17 protein-coding genes and 1 riboswitch are annotated in these 18,410 nt (G+C 40.8%); of the genes, 3 read left to right on the plus strand and 14 right to left on the minus strand.

Going from position 1 to position 18,410, the window contains the following annotated elements:
• The first annotated feature begins 40 nt into the window (after window positions 1-40).
• Window positions 41-481, plus strand: coding sequence for a hypothetical protein (locus ACQQ5U_RS15680; RefSeq protein ID WP_437398946.1), 441 nt, complete (start codon window positions 41-43; stop codon window positions 479-481).
• 70 nt (window positions 482-551) lie between these two features.
• Here ACQQ5U_RS15680 and ACQQ5U_RS15685 read toward each other — a convergent pair whose 3' ends face one another.
• From ACQQ5U_RS15685 to ACQQ5U_RS15705, 5 genes are all read right to left on the minus strand, one after another.
• Entirely contained in the window at window positions 552-1,226 is a 675-nt protein-coding gene (locus ACQQ5U_RS15685) for a head GIN domain-containing protein (RefSeq protein WP_437398947.1), read from the minus strand.
• A gap of 135 nt (window positions 1,227-1,361) precedes the next feature.
• Window positions 1,362-2,444 (minus strand): chorismate mutase, encoded by a 1,083-nt coding sequence (locus ACQQ5U_RS15690; protein ID WP_437398949.1) that lies wholly within the window; start codon window positions 2,442-2,444, stop codon window positions 1,362-1,364.
• Between the two features lie 8 nt (window positions 2,445-2,452).
• Window positions 2,453-3,313, minus strand: a complete 861-nt coding sequence (locus ACQQ5U_RS15695; RefSeq protein ID WP_437398950.1) for a prephenate dehydrogenase — start codon at window positions 3,311-3,313, stop codon at window positions 2,453-2,455.
• Window positions 3,314-3,316: 3 nt separating this feature from the next.
• Window positions 3,317-4,459, minus strand: coding sequence for a pyridoxal phosphate-dependent aminotransferase (locus ACQQ5U_RS15700; RefSeq protein ID WP_437398952.1), 1,143 nt, complete (start codon window positions 4,457-4,459; stop codon window positions 3,317-3,319).
• Window positions 4,459-5,286 carry a prephenate dehydratase gene (locus tag ACQQ5U_RS15705; protein ID WP_437398954.1) on the minus strand — a complete coding sequence of 276 codons (828 nt, stop codon included), beginning with the start codon at window positions 5,284-5,286 and terminating at the stop codon, window positions 4,459-4,461. The genes ACQQ5U_RS15700 and ACQQ5U_RS15705 overlap by 1 nt, the downstream gene beginning before the upstream one ends.
• Before the next feature lie 376 nt (window positions 5,287-5,662).
• On the opposite strand from ACQQ5U_RS15705, the gene gldA reads away from it, so the two are divergent.
• On the plus strand, window positions 5,663-6,556 hold the full coding sequence (gene gldA, locus ACQQ5U_RS15710) for a gliding motility-associated ABC transporter ATP-binding subunit GldA (protein WP_437398956.1): 894 nt from the start codon (window positions 5,663-5,665) through the stop codon (window positions 6,554-6,556).
• A 96-nt stretch (window positions 6,557-6,652) separates the two neighbouring features.
• The gene (locus ACQQ5U_RS15715) at window positions 6,653-8,104 is read left to right on the plus strand and encodes a pyridoxal phosphate-dependent decarboxylase family protein (protein WP_437398958.1); all 1,452 of its coding nucleotides are present in this window, start codon (window positions 6,653-6,655) and stop codon (window positions 8,102-8,104) included.
• Here ACQQ5U_RS15715 and ACQQ5U_RS15720 read toward each other — a convergent pair.
• The 9 genes from ACQQ5U_RS15720 to ACQQ5U_RS15760 all read right to left on the minus strand — a co-directional run bounded on the left by ACQQ5U_RS15720 (window position 8,101) and on the right by ACQQ5U_RS15760 (window position 18,336).
• A complete protein-coding gene (locus ACQQ5U_RS15720) occupies window positions 8,101-9,123 on the minus strand; it encodes a serine hydrolase domain-containing protein (protein ID WP_437398960.1) in 1,023 nt (340 codons plus the stop codon). The genes ACQQ5U_RS15715 and ACQQ5U_RS15720 overlap by 4 nt on opposite strands.
• 134 nt (window positions 9,124-9,257) lie before the next feature.
• A complete protein-coding gene (locus tag ACQQ5U_RS15725) occupies window positions 9,258-10,061 on the minus strand; it encodes a head GIN domain-containing protein (RefSeq protein ID WP_437398962.1) in 804 nt (267 codons plus the stop codon).
• A complete protein-coding gene (locus ACQQ5U_RS15730; RefSeq protein WP_437398964.1) occupies window positions 10,058-11,158 on the minus strand; it encodes an acyloxyacyl hydrolase in 1,101 nt (366 codons plus the stop codon). The genes ACQQ5U_RS15725 and ACQQ5U_RS15730 overlap by 4 nt, the downstream gene beginning before the upstream one ends.
• A 19-nt stretch (window positions 11,159-11,177) precedes the next feature.
• A complete protein-coding gene (gene metF, locus ACQQ5U_RS15735) occupies window positions 11,178-12,131 on the minus strand; it encodes a methylenetetrahydrofolate reductase [NAD(P)H] (protein WP_437398966.1) in 954 nt (317 codons plus the stop codon).
• Between the two features lie 3 nt (window positions 12,132-12,134).
• On the minus strand, window positions 12,135-14,843 hold the full coding sequence (gene metH / locus ACQQ5U_RS15740) for a methionine synthase (RefSeq protein WP_437398968.1): 2,709 nt from the start codon (window positions 14,841-14,843) through the stop codon (window positions 12,135-12,137).
• A 5-nt stretch (window positions 14,844-14,848) separates the two neighbouring features.
• On the minus strand, window positions 14,849-15,196 hold the full coding sequence (locus ACQQ5U_RS15745) for a four helix bundle protein (RefSeq protein WP_437398970.1): 348 nt from the start codon (window positions 15,194-15,196) through the stop codon (window positions 14,849-14,851).
• Window positions 15,197-15,217: 21 nt separating this feature from the next.
• Window positions 15,218-16,219, minus strand: a complete 1,002-nt coding sequence (locus ACQQ5U_RS15750; protein WP_437398972.1) for a homocysteine S-methyltransferase family protein — start codon at window positions 16,217-16,219, stop codon at window positions 15,218-15,220.
• Between the two features lie 71 nt (window positions 16,220-16,290).
• A riboswitch (SAM riboswitch) is annotated at window positions 16,291-16,431 on the minus strand.
• Window positions 16,432-16,573: 142 nt separating this feature from the next.
• Complete coding sequence (locus ACQQ5U_RS15755) at window positions 16,574-17,335, minus strand: SDR family NAD(P)-dependent oxidoreductase (protein ID WP_437398974.1); 762 nt, start codon at window positions 17,333-17,335, stop codon at window positions 16,574-16,576.
• A gap of 83 nt (window positions 17,336-17,418) precedes the next feature.
• Window positions 17,419-18,336 (minus strand): helix-turn-helix domain-containing protein, encoded by a 918-nt coding sequence (locus ACQQ5U_RS15760; protein ID WP_437398976.1) that lies wholly within the window; start codon window positions 18,334-18,336, stop codon window positions 17,419-17,421.
• Window positions 18,337-18,410 lie beyond the last annotated feature (74 nt).

Genomic DNA, 18,410 nt, shown 5'->3' on the forward strand with positions numbered 1-18,410 from the left:
TCTTTATTGAGAGTTTTAACAATCATTAACTTAATCTATTATGAAAAAAATCATTTTGGCAGTAGCAGTACTATTTGCAGCCTCATTCACAGTGAGTGCACAACAGTACCATGTAGTTACCAGTGTTGAGTCCATTGTGCCTAATGGGCTCGGAAGATCAAGAATTATAAACGCCTTGGAAGACAAGGATTACAAGGAGTTCACAAGCGTTCAGACCGAGGATGACAATACCCGTAACAAATCCAAAAGAAATGAAATCCGTGTCAAGAATTTTGAGGAAACCAAACTTTTGAACTTTTATAACATTGGCGGCATCCGTTTCCAGAATATTGCCGCCAACGATGCCCTGATCACCTCCATGATCAACGATATGGTTTCCAATGGATGGGAACTGGCCTTTGTGGTGAGCGGCGTTGAAAGTGAAGGTGGAAAAGGTGACGGACAAGGCATCTTTATTACTCGTTACATTTTCAAAAAGTAATATTGCCAAAATAACCCCATAAAAAAGCCCTCCAAAATTTGGAGGGCTTTTTCTTTAGCTACAAGTTTCACTAATCCTTAATATGTATTCTTCCGCCCACAAAGGTTTTTTTATGCACCGTTTCCGGGTTTCCGTATACGTAAACATCGCCACCGGCCTTTACATTGATGTCGACCATTTCCGAAGCAAATACATCCGCTTCGCCTCCAGCAGAAATCTTCACATCCGTTGTGGCGGTTCTTAGTTCTCTTCCTTCAAAAATACCGCCAGTGTTAATCACAACTGTTTGGTTTTTTGCCAAGCCCGAAGCTTGAACAATGCCCCCTGTCACGGCGCGTATATCGGCATAATCCACATCCATTCCAATACGGATAGCAGCTCCTTCCTGTGCCCTAAGCTCTATACGGCTTTTCTGTACCATCTCATTACAAGTAATCTGGGCACCTTCGTTACTATCGATTACATCCAAATTGGTGTAGTAGACTTCAATCATGGTGTCCTCGCCCTGGAACTTTTTGTCCAGCTGCATACGAAGTTTTAAAACTCCGTTTTTGTTGGTCCATTTAATGTCATCGACATTCCAGCCCTTGATCATGATCTTGTTCTCGTCGGATTGGATCAAGTTGACCTCGATCAAATCAAAAACTTTGATTTTGTTGAATTCTCCAACTTCCTTATCAATGATTCGTTGCGAAAACATAACCAAGGGAAGTAAAAGGAGACCTAACGTGTATATTTTTTTCATGATAGTGTGTTTTTACTTCTGAAAGATTATGTTTTTATTGAATTGTTACAGTTAGAAACAAAAAAACTATTTGCAACAACGGAACTTTACCGAAGCTACAAATAGTTCTTCAAAAATCCTGATTAAAAAACCAGCCTATTTATTGATGATTTTTTCTTGGTGGTTAATGGATTCCTGGTGAATTGCCTTGAACATTTTCAATACAAATTCCTCACTCAATCCTCTTTGCTCTCCTTCCAAGATCATATTGCCCAGAATAGCATTCCAACGGTTACTTTGAAGTACTGCTACGTTCTTTTGCTTTTTCAACTCACCGATTCCATCAGAAACTTTCATTCTTTTCCCCATTAGGTCAATTAATTGATTGTCCAATATATCAATCTGAGCTCTAAGGTTGCTCAAATTGTTATTGTATTCCGCTTCCTCATCAGTCTCTTTTCTAATACGAAGATCTTTCATCATCTGAACCAAGGTTTTTGGGGTTACCTGCTGAGCGGCATCACTCCAAGCATTGTCCGGATCATAATGTGTTTCTATCATCAAACCATCAAAGTTCAAATCCAACGCCGTTTGAGAAACATCAAAAACCATATCGCGCTTTCCTGTAATGTGACTTGGATCATTTATGATAGGCAAATCAGGGAACTTGGTCTGTAACTCAATGGCCAACTGCCATTCTGGAATATTACGGTATTTGGTTTTTTCGTAAGTGGAGAATCCTCTATGAATAACACCCAACTTCTCAACATTGGCAGAATGTAAGCGTTCCACAGCTCCCAACCAAAGGGATAGATCAGGGTTTACTGGATTCTTCACCAAAACAATTTTATCGGTTCCTTCCAAAGCATCAGCAATTTCTTGAACAATGAAGGGACTTACGGTAGAACGTGCACCAATCCATAACAAATCAATATCGTGTTCCAAGGCAAGATCTACGTGTGCCCTATTGGCAACCTCCGTAGCGGTTTTTAGGCCGGTCTCCTCCTTTACCTTCTGCAACCACTTCAATCCAATGGCTCCTACTCCTTCAAAATTTCCTGGACGAGTTCTTGGTTTCCAGATTCCGGCGCGGTAGTAGCTTACATCGGTATCCTTAAGCTCATGGGCTATTTTCAGCACTTGGTCCTCGGTTTCCGCACTGCACGGACCCGCAACTACCAATGGATGACCCAAATTCATATCATCCAACCATTTTCTCATTTCCTTTTTGTTTTCCATAATACTCTCTATTTTTTTGTAAGTGGTATTCCTTTTAGTATTTGTTTTATTTTATTGGTGTTACTCATTTCTAGGTGGACATTATCAAAATCGTTGTCCAAAATCAGTTGTTTAAAAGTGGTAAGGTTTTGAATGTACTCTTCCAACGTTTCTACAACATTGTCTTTATTCTGTTCAAAAATTGGCGTCCACATATCGGGTGAACTTTTTGCCAAGCGAACAGTACTCTCAAAACCACTTCCCGCCATGTCAAAAATATCACGCTCATTTTTTTCTTTCTCAATAACCGTCTTTCCCAACATAAAAGAGCTGATGTGTGATAAATGAGATACATAGGCGATGTGTTTATCGTGTGCTTCGGGGTTCATGTATCGAATACGCATGCCTATTTCCTGAAAAATGGCCAATGCTTTTTCTTGAAGCTTGAATGCTGTTTTTTCTACTTCACAAATTATCATGGTCTTGCCCGTGTACAGACCTTCGAATGCTGCTGCTGGTCCGGAAAACTCGGTACCTGCAATAGGGTGACAGGCCATAAAATTTCTTCGTTTTGAATGATTGGCAACTTGTTCGCAGATCAAGCGTTTCGTGGAACCTGCATCCATCACCACGGTCTCATCTCCTGCAGCATCCAGTATTTTGGGCAATTCGGTGACCAAAACATTCACCGGGATACCTATGTAAACCAAATCTGCCGTAGCCAAAGTCGAATAATCTCCTTTTTTATCAATGATCTTAAGCTGCAAGGCTTCATCCAGATGAACATCACTTTTATCCACACCAACAATTTCTGCTTCAGGATGCAACTTTTTTACATCCTTGGCAAAAGACCCGCCAATCAATCCAACTCCTATGATGACTACTTTCATAATCTAAAATCTTTCTATGGCTTCTTTGATTTTTTCTTCCTTCACACAAAGGGAAAAACGAATGTAGCCCTCACCATTGCTCCCAAAAATGGTCCCGGGGGCAATAAAAATATCTTTATCGTACAATACCTTATCTATAAATTCTTCGGATGGTTCAGCTCCTTTGGGCAACTTGCACCAAACAAACATTCCCACCGCATTTTTATCGTAAGTACATCCCAATTTATCTGCCAGTTGGAACATCAGTTCCCGTCTCTCGGTGTAGACCTTATCCAAAGCCTCGAACCACTCGGGACCACTTTGCAAAGCAGCAATCGCCCCTTTTTGAATGCCGTAGAACATTCCAGAGTCCATATTGCTCTTCACTTTCAACACTGCATTGATATGTTCCGCGCTTCCAAGTACCATTCCCACGCGCCAACCTGCCATATTAAAGGTCTTGCTTAAACTGTTCAGCTCCAAAGTGCAATATTTTGCTCCTTCTATGGACAAAATACTGGTCGGGTCACTGGAGAGCACAAAGCTGTATGGGTTATCGTTCACCAAAAGAATCTGGTTGGCATTTGCAAAATCAACAAGTGACTTTAACTGTTCCATATTTGCAGTAGCCCCAGTGGGCATATGTGGATAACTGATCCACATTAATTTCACTTTGGACAAGTCTTTCTTGGAAAGTTCCTCCAAATCTGGAAACCAGCCATTTTCCGCTTTCAAATCGTAGGTAACCGTTGTACCGCCCACCAAATTGGTGACAGAGGCATAGGTTGGGTAACCAGGATTGGGCAACAATACCTCATCTCCCTCATTCAAAAAGGCCATACTAATATGCATGATTCCTTCCTTGGAACCCATTAAAGGCAATATCTCCGTATCTGGATCTACCGATACTTCAAACTTTTGTTGATAGAAGTCGGCAATGGCCTCCCTCAATTGAGGTAATCCTTGGTAGCTTTGATATTGGTGTGCCCCCGCCTCGATTATAGAATCCCGAAGGGTTTCCAACACCTGTGGCGAAGGTGCCAAATCCGGGCTGCCAATCCCCATATTGATGATGGGTTTGCCCTGGGCAATCAACCCCCTTACTTCCCTTAATTTTTTAGAGAAGTAATATTCCTGTACGCTATTTAACCTATCTGCTGTTACCATTACAACAATGCATTTTTATATTCACCCAAAACCCTAAAATCTTCGGCCATGATCTGCAATAAAGATTTTGTTTTGGCAAAGTGTTCGTATTTATCGAAAGTGACATCCACAAAAAAAGCATATTTCCACGGGGTCTCGATTACGGGCAAAGACTGTATCTTGGTCAGGTTCATATTGCAATCGCTCAAAACGTTCAACACAGTGGCCAAACTTCCTCTTTTGTGATCGGTTATAAATCGCAAAGATGCCTTATTGATTTCTTCTTCCGGAAGTACTTTATTTTGCTTTTTGAGGATGATGAACCTTGTTGAATTGTTTACAATGGTCTGGATATTGTCCGCAATAATTTCCAAATCGTACAAATCAGCCGCCATTTTAGGGGCAATTGCAGCAATATGCTCTAAATTTTCCTCATTGATTCGTTTCGCTGTTTCGGCAGTATCCACACTTTCCACTAATTTAATTTGTGGGTGTGCCTTAAAAAACTCTTTGCATTGCAACAGCGCCATTGGGTGTGAATGTACCTCTTGGATATCATCAAATTTTTTTCCTTTCATCACCATAAGGTTGTGGTGGATGTTCAGGTAGTGCTCCCCAATTACATGAATGTTGTTGTGGTACACTAAATTGTAATTGGGGATTATGGATCCTGCGATAGAGTTTTCGATGGCCATAATGCCTTTGTCGGCAGTACCTAACAATATGTTATCTACAACCGCGTCAAAAGAGCTGCACTCGAGCAAATCAATCTTATCTCCGAAAAAATCCGTGGCCACCTGATGGTGGTTCGATCCTTTTATTCCTTGTATGGCGACTTTTAATTCCATTGCAAAAAAAAAGTCCCGATTGTATCGGGACTTTATAAATTGGTTATACTTTAAACGTATCTACAATAGTCCCGCTCCTCTTTGAAAAAAGAAGTAAAAATAAAAACGGTTCCAGAAATACGTGTTTGTCATCTTGTTATTAATTGACGGCTAATTTAGGTATTCAATCCGAAAAGGACCTGTATTCACAAATTTTTTTTGATATTTCTCAAAAAAGCCATTTTAACTGCACATTATTTTACAGAAACCACACTTTTTTAAGAATTCCTATTCTTATGATTGTTTCCCCATGATTAAAAACCATACATCCTGGATTTTGAAACCCAAGGATTAAAACATCTAAAAGTGTATTTTTGAAATCAATAAATCATATTGAATGTCCATCACTGTACAGAACATCACAAAAACCTTTGGTTCGCAAAAAGCACTGAACAATGTTTCGTTCACCATCAACAAAGGTGAAATCGTAGGTTTTTTAGGCCCCAACGGTGCTGGAAAGTCTACTATGATGCGAATTCTCACCACATATTATAAAGCGGATAATGGTGAAGCAGCCGTAAATGGCTTTAATGTTGTAGAAGCTGAAAGAGACGTTCAAAAAAGTATTGGATATCTCCCAGAGCATAATCCGCTGTATTTGGATATGTATGTAAAGGAGTACTTGGCCTTCAACGCAGATGTGTACAAGGTGGATAAATCCAAAATCAATGATGTTATAGAAAAAACTGGGCTTACATTGGAGGCTCACAAAAAAATCGGGCAGTTATCCAAAGGATACCGCCAACGTGTTGGGCTAGCCGCCGCCTTATTGCACGACCCTGAGGTGCTAATTCTTGATGAGCCCACTACCGGACTGGACCCCAACCAATTGATAGAGGTCCGAAAACTGATTCGTGAAATTGGGAAAGAGAAAACCATATTGCTCTCCACGCATATTATGAAAGAAGTGGAAGCTGTGTGCGACCGCGTCATCATTATAAACAAAGGAGAATTGGTAGCCGACAAAAAACTGGAGGAACTTCGCGAAACGGAAGAACAAATCATTGAAGTGGAGTTTGATTATCGGGTAGAGGAGCAATTGCTGCAACAAATGCCCAATGTTTCCAAAGTGAAAAACACAGGTGGATTTGTATACGAAATCACTTTTAGCACCTCCACGGATATGCGGCCAGTGGTGTTCGATTTTGCCCATGACAATAAATTAAAGACCCTCCAACTCAGCAGAAAGAACAAAAACTTGGAGAGCCTCTTCACGGAACTCACTTCCTAACTTTCTTTTTATCCCAATTGATTGGACAACCGTCCAAAATGGGATGGAAAACCGTCCCAAATATGGTACTTTTGCAGTTAAGTTGAAACAGGACTTATGAAGAAGAACAAAGCCAGATTGGAACTTTCCAAAGAAGAAATGAAAAGCTATGGGTATCAAATTGTGGATGCCATAGCGGAACATCACGCTACGCAAGACCAAAAATTACCTGTAGCCCTTGGGTCCCGCAAAGAAATGGATTCGCTTTTTTTGGAAGAGGCCCCAGAAAAAGGTTCAGACCCATCCCAAGTACTCGACTTTGTTTTGGAAAAGGTAATGACCAACAGTGCCAACTTGGCTCACCCGAGATCATTTTCATTTGTTCCTGGCCCTAGTAATTATATTAGTGTTATGGCCGATGCGCTTGCAACTGGCTACAACATCTTCTCTGGGGGATGGGCTGCTAGTCCCGCCGCTGCAGAATTGGAAATCGTAACCATTCAATGGTTGTTGAAGATTTTTGGTTTTCCGAAGAAAAAAGGTGGAGGTATATTTACCAGTGGGGGTTCCATGGCCAACCTTACCGCTGTTGTTACCGCTCGCAGAACAAAATGTGGCGATGATTTCTCCAAAGCGGTCATCTATTTGTCCGATCAGGCACACTCATCCAATATTAAAGCAATTCGGGTGTTGGGCTTCAAAAAAGAACAGATTAGGATAATCCCCACCGACAATGAACTCAAGTTTTCTGTAAACAAATTAAAGAACTGCATTGCCAAAGACAGATTAGAAGGACTTCAGCCATTTTGCTTGATTGCCTCTGCTGGAACCACAAACACTGGAACCGTGGATCCATTGGTAGAATTGGGAAAAATTTGCAAGAAAGAGGATATTTGGTTCCATATTGATGGCGCTTACGGTGGGGCCGCCATTTTATCGCAGAAGGGCAAACAGGCGATGAAAGGCATTGAAAAAGCCGATTCCCTAACGGTAGACCCACATAAATGGTTCTTCCAACCTTACGAAATGGGCTGCCTTTTGATAAGAAATCATAAAAACCTGAGTCATACCTTTACCGAAAAACCCGAATATTTAAGGGATATCGAGGGGAACACCTCCGAAATCAATTTTTACGACCACGGCATCCAGTTGACCCGTAGGTTTAGGGCACTCAAGTTTTACATGTCCTTAAAAACCTTTGGTTTAAAAGAATTCCGGGACGCCATTACCTACAATATTGATTTGGCCGAAGAAGTAGAAACGATGCTACGTGGTAGTAAGAGTTGGGAAGTTGTTTTCCCAGCGACTTTGGCCGTCATCAACTTTAGATACAACCCCATCAACAAAAAGTACTCGGAAAAAGAGCTGGATAAAATCAACCAGTACATTTCTGGAAAAGTGGTGGATTCACGCAAAGCTTTGCTTGTTACCACCATTTTAAATGGACAGATTGTGCTTCGAATGTGTCTCATCAACCCAAGAACCACTATGGAAGATGTGACCGACACTTTTGATTTGTGCAAGAAATATGCGTTGGAAATTGAGGAGGCATTGGCAGGTAAGGTTTAAACCGTACTACCAAAAATAGTTTCAATGACTAAGTCTAATTCTTTTTGGACTTTTGGGTCTGTACAATTGATCAGGATAGCAATCACTTTCTCCTGCTCTGGATATACGAACAGATTGGTATAAGCCCCTACACTGCTTCCAACGTGACCTACAAATGCTCTGCCATTGCCATCTTGGCTGACTTGAAATCCGAGACCGTAGTAAATAGGGGCGCCATCGATAATTTGAGATGTCAGCAATTGGGCATAGGTTTCTTTTTTGAGCAATTTCTGCTCTAGGATGGATTGTCCCAGTTTGGCCGCATCTTCACAGGTTGATAAATAACCGCCACCAGCCAATTTATAGGCATTATTTACTTCAACGGCCTTCTTAAAGCACAATGATCTTTTGGTATAGAACTGTGCTATATTCTCGACTGCGCCCGAACTGACATTTTTTTGCGATGGAAAAGTGTTTTTTAGGTCCAAGGGTGTCAATATATTTTCCTCAACGTATTTTTGAAATGACACTCCACTCGCTTCTTGCATGGCCAGGGACAACAACACAAAATCAAAACTATTGTAGAGATAACTAGTTCCTGGCTCGAAAAACAAAGGGTCGTCTTTAAAGATTTCTATCCCTTCCTTTATAGAATAATCTTGATTCAAGGCAAATTCTTTGCCTCGATACCCACGAATCCCTGCAGTATGACTTGCCAATTGGCGAAGCGTAAAATCATATTTCTTTCTGGGGTAGTAGGGCACATAGGTGTAAAAAGATTCATCCAAATCCACGATTCCATCTTCCATCATTTTGCCCAATGCCAATCCCGTTATGCATTTGGAAATACTGGCAATGCGAAAAACAGTCCGCTTTGGGTCAATTTTTTTCCTGTTTTCCAAATTGGCAAAACCATATCCTTTTTGAAGTTGGATTTCTCCTTTCTCCAAAATGATCGCCGCCAAACCTGGCACTTTTTTTTCCGCCACCAGATTATGGAAAAGGGCGTTGGCTTTTTCCAACCCGTGTAATCCTTCCATCGATTCCACCTTTGGAAACGGAACGAACAAGTTTTTGATATGTGTAAAAAGATTTCCCAAGCGTTCGATTTGAACTTCGAAATTAACGAGAAATAGTATAGACTATGACGATTTATGTCATAGTTTGAAGCATGTTAGTCTTGGAATATCAATCTGCCATTGAATAATTCCTCAACATCTACTTCCACAGGTCGATTCACGCTAATCACATCACCTGTGCCACGAATCACGCCGCTTAAACTTTGTTGCGGATTCACAAACACATCGTTGGAACCTCTGTGATTAATGGTTACCCTTTCTGCAACTAATTCTTCCGCTTCAATCCTTGAATCCCCCGCTGCTACAGTCACATTAAAGTTTTCGGTATTCCCTCGAAGTTTGAAATAGGCTATTCCATTTACTACGATTCTAACTGTGGTTGCATTTAAATTCAGATCAAAAGAGCCATCCGTCGTTTCTGTTTCTGAGTTCGTGTAACTTTCTGCAATCAAATTAAGACTCGGATAATTCAATATACCATCACTGGTTATGGGCAAGCCTGTACTGCTTCGTATTTCTGCAATATTAGGTGAGGTCACATAAATAGTGGTCAATCCATAATCCCTAACATAATTGCAGCTATTTTCGTTCCGTAATATCAATCGGTCATCTTCTACAACGGCAGAAACATCATTCAACAGATATTCTCCTGTTTCTACCTCTACTTGTTGTTCATCACCCTGTTTTACAACCACATTTAAGTTTTCAAAAACAGTAATAGTACCAAACTCGGGAACATCCAACGTTTCACGGACTATATCTCCTTCATTCTGAAAACAATCTGGTACGTTATCGCCGTTGCAGGAAACCAAAAAAAATGCAAATAGTATCACAAACACCCCTAAAAATCCTTCAAGGGGACACTTTGTATTTTGTATTTCGAACTTCCTCCGTTTCATAATCTTACCCCGATTCCAAATTCAACCGCCTCTGCTTTGGCTCCATGTGATTTTAAAGTTATGGCTCCAAAGATTTTATCTCCAAAGTATCGTTTCATCCCAATTCGGTTATAAACCTTTCCCTCAAAATCAAATGGATAATAAATATAATATCCCAACTGGGCCACAACACTCATGTTATTCACAAAAAGCTCATGCCCAACAAACAAGCCCACTCTTTTATAATCCGTATCTGGGTCTACGTTAAGTTCGGGAAATGCAATGGATTGATATCGAATCAGTTCTTTTAGAAAGTTAGAAAAGAAAACGTCGGCTCCCAATTGAATGGCACTTCGCTTGCCCAAACGTTTATCTGCATAAGCAGAAACAATGGCAAAGCCATACCTTCCCATATTAATCACATCACTTTCGTTAGCTCCTCCCCTTAGTACTAAATTATAACGAACGGGTTCCGTAATTTTTCCTTTAGATTCTGGCTTTAAATACTCATATACTGCTTCCTTATCAAGATTATAGGTCAAGCCAAGATTAATTGCAAATGTGTTGGTAGATGTATTGGGCGCTTTAAAATTAGCATTGGAATAGTGAATAAAGGAAAGTCCTGCATTCACGCCCAAACCTGCAAAGAGGTTTTCCTTATGATAGTTCAACATTAATAAGGTGCTACTTAAAATATGACTTCCGTAAGCGTTATTTCTAAAATTTTCATCCTTATTATAGGGGTTGGTATTATAGGCAATTCCTTGGGCTATTCTAAGTTGGAGGTTTCTCTTTAAAAGATAGAAATTGTAATGTCCGTATACACTATAAAGTTCACCTAATGTTGGGTTATTGGTATTTTGATAAACAAATGTGTAACCGGTATCCGGATATCCAAAATCAGCCTCCCATTCTTTATGTCCGTAGGTTTTTCTACTGACACCCAAAATAATACCGCCAGGATGATCGGTAATCAAATGCGAAATATCCGGATTGTGCAAAAGAATAGAACCGTAGAACAGGTTAGTATCAAATACAAAATTCTTTGGAACTTCGGTAGTTTGAGAAATCCCAAAAAATGAAATCAACAATAAGATTAGGCAAAGTAGGTACCTCATGGGGCGCTAATGTAGGAAATTAAAAAAGTTCCTTGGCAATTGCCTTAACATTATCTGATTTTCCCATAGAGTAATAATGCAATACAGGTACTCCTGCATCTCTTAACTCCTTTGATTGTTGAATGGCCCATTCCACCCCAACTTGTCGTACTTCTTTATTGGTTTTACAGGCCTCAACGGCATCAATTAAATCTTGGGGAAGATCTACCCTGAAAACTTGTGGCAATAAATGCAAATGCCTTTTTACAGCAATGGGTTTAATCCCCGGAATAATGGGCACATTGATTCCCATTTCCCTTGCAGCCTCCACAAATTCAAAGAATTTTTGGTTGTCAAAAAACATTTGGGTCACTACATAATCCGCACCCAAATCCACTTTTTGTTTCAACCGCTTTAAATCGGATTGCAAGGATGGTGCTTCCATATGCTTTTCAGGATAGCCTGCCACACCAATGCAAAAACTACTCAAATCACTAGATTCAATGGTATCGTGCAAATAATTACCCTCATTTATATTTTGAATCTGTTCCACCAATTCGGTGGCATATTGATGTCCTCCTTTGGTAGGTGTAAAATATTTTTCCTCTTTTCTGGCATCGCCTCGTAGCGCCATTACATTTTCTATCTCCAAGTATTGGCAATCTACCAACAGGTATTCGGTCTCTTCTTTAGTAAAACCACCACAAATCACATGGGGAACAGTATCCACATTGTATTTGTGTTTTAATGAGGCGCAAATGCCCAAGGTTCCGGGACGAGTGCGAGTCAGTTTTTTGTCCAACAACCCATCTTTTTCTTTGTAAACATACTCTTCCCTAGAGGTGGTCACATCAATAAAAGGCGGTTTAAACTCCATTAAAGGATCAATATTGTTATACAGTTCCTGAATGCTTTTTCCCTTTACAGGCGGCACAATTTCAAAACTAAACAGGGTTTCTCCCTTTGCCTTTTTTATGTGGTCTGTGATTTTCATTGGTTATTCGTCAACTATATTAGGAGCCAGCCATTTTTGAGCCTCCTCCAATTTAATATTTTTTCGCTCAGCAAAATCCTGAACTTGATCTTGCTTTATTTTTCCCAATCCAAAATACTTGGCCTGCGGGTGTCCAAAATAGTAGCCGCTCACACTGGCAGCTGGCCACATGGCCAAACTATCGGTCAGCTTTACTCCTATTTTTTCTTCTACGTCCATCATATCCCAAATAGTGAGTTTTTCCAAATGGTCGGGACAAGCAGGGTAGCCCGGAGCTGGGCGTATTCCACGGTATTTTTCTTGGATCAGGTCGGTGTTGTCCAAGTTTTCATCAACCGCATAGCCCCAATATTTGGTTCGTACTTCTTTATGCAGATATTCGGCAAAAGCTTCTGCAAATCTGTCCGCCAATGCTTTGATCATAATGGAATTATAATCATCGTGATTTTTCTCAAACTCAGTAGCCAACTCTTGGGTTCCGAATCCTGTACTTACGCAAAAACACCCAATGTAATCCTTAATTCCAGAATCCTTGGGAGCAATAAAATCCGCCAATGCGATATTGGGAACTCCTTTGCGTTTTTTCAATTGTTGACGAAGGGTCCTAAAAATGAAGGTTTCTTTCCCGGTCTTGACTCCGTTCGAACTGAGAACTTCAATATCATCTTCATTAATTTGATTGGCAGGGAATAGTCCAAAAACAGCCTTGGCTTTCAATAACTTTTCATCCAAGACTTTCTTCAATAACTCCTTGGCATCTGTAAAAAGTTCGGTGGCTTGTTCGCCCACCACATCATCCGTTAAAATGTCGGGATATTTACCATGCAGGTCCCAACTACGGAAAAATGGGGTCCAATCGATAAATTCTTCCAATTTGGTCAAATTAAAATCTTCCCAAACCTGAACACCCAATTGATTCGGTTTTTTTATGTCTGATGGGTTCCACTCAATTTGAAGTTTATTTTCCCTCGCCTGTTCCAAGGTCAAATACTCTTTCTGTTTGGAGCGGTTTAAAAATTTATCCCTAAAACTCTCGTAATCCAGTTTGATGGATTTTTTATACTTGACAGAGGTCTCATCCTGAAGCAAATCACCCACCACTGTTACCGCTCTTGAGGCATCGTTAACATGCACCACCGCTTGACTGTATTGTGGGTCGATTTTTACTGCCGTGTGCGCCTTGCTTGTGGTTGCACCACCTATCAATAAGGGAACATCAAAGTTTTGACGCTCCATTTCCTTGGCTAAAAACACCATTTCGTCCAAAGAAGGGGTAATCAAGCCGCTCAAACCAATAATATCTACTTGTTCCTCCTTGGCCTTGTTGATGATTTTTTCTGGAGGCACCATCACCCCCATATCCACAATTTGATAATTGTTACAGGCTAAAACTACACTTACGATGTTCTTTCCAATATCGTGCACATCACCTTTTACGGTGGCCATCAGTATTTTCCCTGCGGCCTTGGCGTTTTCATCTTTTGACGCTTCAATATAAGGTGTTAAATAGGCTACAGCCTTTTTCATCACCCTTGCGGATTTTACTACTTGTGGCAAAAACATTTTTCCACTTCCGAAAAGGTCTCCAACCACATTCATCCCCGTCATCAAATTTCCTTCGATTACATGCAATGGTTTGGCAGCCTGTTGACGAGCCTCCTCAATATCTTCCAGAATATATTGATCTATTCCCTTAACAAGAGCACGGGTAATACGATCTTGAAGTGGTTCCTCTCTCCAAGAGAGGTCTACTTTTGATTCTTTTTTTGTGCCTACAACAGTTTCTGCAAACTCTAACAATCTCTCCGTGGCATCGTCCCGTCTATTCAACAGCACATCTTCAACATGTTCCAACAAATCTTTAGGGATATCATCATATACCTCCAACATAGTTGGGTTTACGATCCCCATATTCATCCCTGCTTTTATTGCATGAAACAAAAAGGCTGAGTTAATCGCTTCCCGGACGGGATTATTCCCTCTAAACGAGAACGATACATTGCTCACACCTCCACTAACACTACAATAAGGCAAGTTTTCCCGCACCCAACGCGTACCTTCAATAAAATCGATGGCATTGTTCTTATGCTCATCCATTCCTGTGGCAACAGGGAAAATGTTCAAATCAAAAATGATGTCCTCAGGTGGAAAGTTTACTTCGTTGACCAAAATGTCATACGATCGCTTTGCGATTTCTTTACGGCGCTCCAACGTATCTGCCTGACCAACTTCATCAAATGCCATAACTATGACGGCGGCTCCATATCTTTTGATGAGTCTTGCATGACGTACAAACTCTTCCTTTCCCTCTTTTAGGCTGATGGAATTTACCACACATTTACCTTGCACCACTTGTAATCCTGCTTCAATGATTTCCCATTTGGAGCTATCAATCATTATAGGCACTCGTGCAATATCGGGCTCGGAAACGATTAGGTTCAAAAACTTGACCATGGCCTTCTTACCATCGATCAGGCCATCATCCATGTTCACGTCGATAATTTGGGCGCCGCCCTCCACTTGATCTCGCGCAACGTCCAAGGCCTCATCAAATTTTTCTTCTTTGATAAGTCTTAAAAACCGCTTGGAACCCGCTACATTGGTGCGCTCCCCCACATTTATGAAATTGCTTTCCGGAGTCACGACCAAGGGTTCAAGGCCACTTAGTTTTAAATATCGTTGTTCGTTTATCGTTGTTCGTTTATCGTTCATGGAACTCATAATTTTTTGTGATAGTTGATAAACCCGTTCAACAATTTCTTTACTCTTTCTATATCTCCAAGTATTTCGTCCGCACCTGAAACCATTTCTAAATCTTTGGCCAAAATAATTTGAGTCTCAGCTTCAAAAAGTGAACCCCTTGCAATATGTAAAAAATATATAGCCTCCTTGGCTGTTTGTCTTCCGCAACCCTCCGCTATGTTAGAAGATACTGAAACTACACATCTTCTTAATTGGGACGTTAGAGAAAACTGTTCTTCTTTGGGAAAGCTTCCTGAAAGTATATACACTTTCTTCACTAATTCCCTTGCTTGTAGCCAAACATCTAGTTCTTTGTAATCCATAATATTGATTCCTAACAACGATTAACGGACAACGGACAACAACCTCGGTTTATAATCCTTTACCACATTGGCAATGGCCTTAATATGCTTTGGAGTAGTTCCACAACAACCTCCCACAATATTCACTAGACCTTTGTCCACATATTCCTTTATCTGCACCGCCATTTGTTCCGGTGTTTCATCGTACTCGCCAAAGGCGTTGGGCAATCCTGCATTGGGGTGCGCCGAAATGGCATATTCTGATTTTGCTGAAACAACCTCCAAATGGGGCACCAACTGTTTGGCACCCAAGGCACAATTGAATCCAACGGACAAAATGGGAATATGGGATATCGAAATCAAAAAGGCCTCGGCTGTTTGTCCGGATAATGTTCTTCCCGATGCATCGGTAATGGTGCCACTGACCATAACCGGCACTTCAATATTACGTTCGTCTTTTACCTCTTCAATGGCAAAAAGGGCTGCCTTGGCATTCAAGGTATCAAAAATGGTCTCGACCAACAAAAGGTCAACACCACCATCGAGTAGGGCCTCTACTTGTTGTTTATATGCCATTCGGAGCTCATCAAAAGAGATAGCACGATACCCAGGGTCGTTGACATCGGGGGACATACTGGCCGTTTTGTTGGTCGGCCCCATACTTCCAGCCACAAATCTGGGCTTGCTTGGGTCTTTTTCCGTAAACTCTTGGGCTACTTGCTTTGCAATCTTCGCAGATTCATAATTCAGTTCATACACCAATTCTTCCATGCCATAGTCGGCCATGGCAATGGTTGTACCTGAAAACGTATTGGTTTCGATTATATCCGCACCTGATTCCAAAAACGACCTATGCACCTCTTTGACGGCCTCTGGCTGAGTTAAGGATAGCAAATCGTTGTTTCCCTGTAAATCACTGGGCCAATCCTTGAAACGTTCTCCCTTAAAATCAGCTTCTTCGAATTTATAGCGTTGTAACATGGTGCCCATGGCCCCATCCAACACCAAAATCCGTTTCTTCAATATGTCTTCAATTTTTTCCATAGTATAATTTACCTTCAAAAAAGGATGTAGTGAGATCAAGAAAAGTGCGTAGATGCTGTGCTGTATGCTTTACGTTATCCTTCCCCTTACAAGTTAAACTTCCTAAAGGTCTTGAAACCAGTTCAAGACAAGGGTAGAATGTAGCACCTTCTCGAAGTCGAGGGTTGCTAAGGCTTCACAGGGTCCAATCCCTCCACCTTTCTTGATAACACTTTCAACTTATTAATGAACTGAACTGCAAAGAAACGGCACTCCTTAGTGAAAAGCAAAAAAACCCCTTTAATTTTTAGAAAACCAACAATAAAAAACGGATTGATTGCTCAACCCGTTTTTTACAGTTCTTTGTGATGTTTTCTAGACCATCATTCCACCAGATACTTCGATGCATTGTGCATTGACCCATTTGGCATCTTCCGTACACAAAAAAGCTACCACACCGCCAATGTCGCTGGGGATTCCAACACGGCCCAAGGCTGTAAAATTTGCAATGGCCGTTCTTTTTCCTTCATCATTTTTATTGGCACCACCACCAAAATCGGTCTCGATGGCCCCGGGGGCAACCACATTGGACCTAATTTGACGTGCACCCAATTCTTTGGCCTGGTAACGTGTCAATGTTTCGATGGCAGCTTTCATTGAACCATAAACGGAATAACCCGGGAATGAAAAGCGTGCCAAGCCGCTTGAAATATTTACGATTCCTCCTCCATCTGAAAGGATGGGCAATAGTTTCTGGGTCAAGAAAAATACCCCCTTAAAATGGATGTTCACTAAGGCATCGAATTGCTCTTCGGTAGTTTCGACAATGGATGCATTTATTCCAATTCCTGCATTGTTGACCAAGTAGTCAATTTTTGATGCTTCAAAATGGGAATCAAGTACGCTTTTGACATTATCTACAAAGGCATCAAAACTTTGGTTGTCGGCCACATCCAGTTGAAGCGCGTAGCCTTTTTGACCATTTTTTTCAATTTCACTCACGGTCTTGTCCGCCTCTTCTTTGTTTGTACGGTATGTCAATAAAACATTCAATCCTTTTTTGGCCAGGTTGATGGCCATATCTTCTCCGAGTCCCCGACTTCCACCGGTTACCAATACTATTTTTTCTTTGCTCATTTTATTTGATTTATAATTTCAAAACAAAATTAGCTGCGAATACCCCGATGGGGTTGCAAGTATCAATCGGTTTTTTGTAAAAATCAAACCTTGATGGTAGATCTGAACTTTAGTGGGGATAGTTGAGCGTGTTTTTTAAAGAAATTGGAAAAATGTGCCACTTCTTCAAATCCTAAGCTAAAGGCAATCTCTGAAATGTTCCAATCTGTATTGTTCAGCAGTATTTTGGCTTCTTCGAATATTCTGGCTTGGATTACAGCGGTTGTGGTACTTCCTGTGGTCTCTTTGAGTACCTTGTTCAAGTGATTGGCATGCACGGCCAAGCGCTCTGCAAAATCGTTGGCAGTTTTTAATAATAGTTTTTGGGCTGGAGTATTTATAGGAAACTGACGTTCCAGAAGTTCCACAAACATATCGGTTATTCGTATGGCTGCATTTTTTCCATTCTCCACAGGTGGAACTGGATGTAGCTTTTGTCCCATATGCAATATCTCGATCACATACGCCCGAATCAAATCAAATTTGAAGGGATAGTCCGAAGATAGTTCCTTGTCAATTTTAACGAACATCTGTTCCAGTTCGTTGTAATTCTCATCCGAGATATTCAATATGGGATAACCTCCGGGTTGAAAAAGCGGCAATTTTTCAAGAATGATTCCGCTTTTATCTTTGGATAAAAAGCTTTCCGTGAACACACAAAAGTATCCCGATTGCTCCTCATCCTGAGGTACATAATTATAAGGGATTTTGGGCGAGGCGAACAAAAGGGCCTTGTTCTCAATGTGAATCACTTTGTCCGCATATTCGGCTTTGTTCTTACCATTGATAAGGCTAATCTTAAAATAGGCTCGCCTATCATATCGCATTTCACCTTTGTTCAACCGTGTTCGGTATTCTGCTATATTGAAAACATTGAAATGCCCAATATCCTTCCCAATATTATCCGGGATGGGCAAACCAAGTTTGCTATAGAAATCACTTAATGTGAAAGGCGTATCCATATTCTTGTAAAATTCAAATATACCCTAAAAACAAAAACACCTTTCAAAATTACTTTCAAAAGGTGTCTCCGAGA

Origin of the sequence: Flagellimonas lutimaris (assembly GCF_051494225.1) — a bacterium.
GTDB classification, from domain to species: Bacteria; Bacteroidota; Bacteroidia; order Flavobacteriales; family Flavobacteriaceae; genus Flagellimonas; species Flagellimonas lutimaris_A.

What these genes read in the sequence shown, in the direction of transcription:
- ACQQ5U_RS15680 (WP_437398946.1), top strand. Translation starts at nt 41, where the DNA reads ATGAAAAAAATCATTTTGGCAGTAGCAGTACTATTTGCAGCCTCATTC.
- ACQQ5U_RS15730 (WP_437398964.1), bottom strand. Translation starts at nt 11,158, where the DNA reads ATGAGGTACCTACTTTGCCTAATCTTATTGTTGATTTCATTTTTTGGG.
- ACQQ5U_RS15690 (WP_437398949.1), bottom strand. Translation starts at nt 2,444, where the DNA reads ATGGAAAACAAAAAGGAAATGAGAAAATGGTTGGATGATATGAATTTG.
- gldA (WP_437398956.1), top strand. Translation starts at nt 5,663, where the DNA reads ATGTCCATCACTGTACAGAACATCACAAAAACCTTTGGTTCGCAAAAA.
- ACQQ5U_RS15705 (WP_437398954.1), bottom strand. Translation starts at nt 5,286, where the DNA reads ATGGAATTAAAAGTCGCCATACAAGGAATAAAAGGATCGAACCACCAT.
- ACQQ5U_RS15745 (WP_437398970.1), bottom strand. Translation starts at nt 15,196, where the DNA reads ATGGATTACAAAGAACTAGATGTTTGGCTACAAGCAAGGGAATTAGTG.
- ACQQ5U_RS15760 (WP_437398976.1), bottom strand. Translation starts at nt 18,336, where the DNA reads ATGGATACGCCTTTCACATTAAGTGATTTCTATAGCAAACTTGGTTTG.
- ACQQ5U_RS15695 (WP_437398950.1), bottom strand. Translation starts at nt 3,313, where the DNA reads ATGAAAGTAGTCATCATAGGAGTTGGATTGATTGGCGGGTCTTTTGCC.
- ACQQ5U_RS15715 (WP_437398958.1), top strand. Translation starts at nt 6,653, where the DNA reads ATGAAGAAGAACAAAGCCAGATTGGAACTTTCCAAAGAAGAAATGAAA.
- ACQQ5U_RS15700 (WP_437398952.1), bottom strand. Translation starts at nt 4,459, where the DNA reads ATGGTAACAGCAGATAGGTTAAATAGCGTACAGGAATATTACTTCTCT.
- ACQQ5U_RS15755 (WP_437398974.1), bottom strand. Translation starts at nt 17,335, where the DNA reads ATGAGCAAAGAAAAAATAGTATTGGTAACCGGTGGAAGTCGGGGACTC.
- metH (WP_437398968.1), bottom strand. Translation starts at nt 14,843, where the DNA reads ATGAACGATAAACGAACAACGATAAACGAACAACGATATTTAAAACTA.
- ACQQ5U_RS15725 (WP_437398962.1), bottom strand. Translation starts at nt 10,061, where the DNA reads ATGAAACGGAGGAAGTTCGAAATACAAAATACAAAGTGTCCCCTTGAA.
- ACQQ5U_RS15685 (WP_437398947.1), bottom strand. Translation starts at nt 1,226, where the DNA reads ATGAAAAAAATATACACGTTAGGTCTCCTTTTACTTCCCTTGGTTATG.
- ACQQ5U_RS15720 (WP_437398960.1), bottom strand. Translation starts at nt 9,123, where the DNA reads ATGGAAGGATTACACGGGTTGGAAAAAGCCAACGCCCTTTTCCATAAT.
- metF (WP_437398966.1), bottom strand. Translation starts at nt 12,131, where the DNA reads ATGAAAATCACAGACCACATAAAAAAGGCAAAGGGAGAAACCCTGTTT.
- ACQQ5U_RS15750 (WP_437398972.1), bottom strand. Translation starts at nt 16,219, where the DNA reads ATGGAAAAAATTGAAGACATATTGAAGAAACGGATTTTGGTGTTGGAT.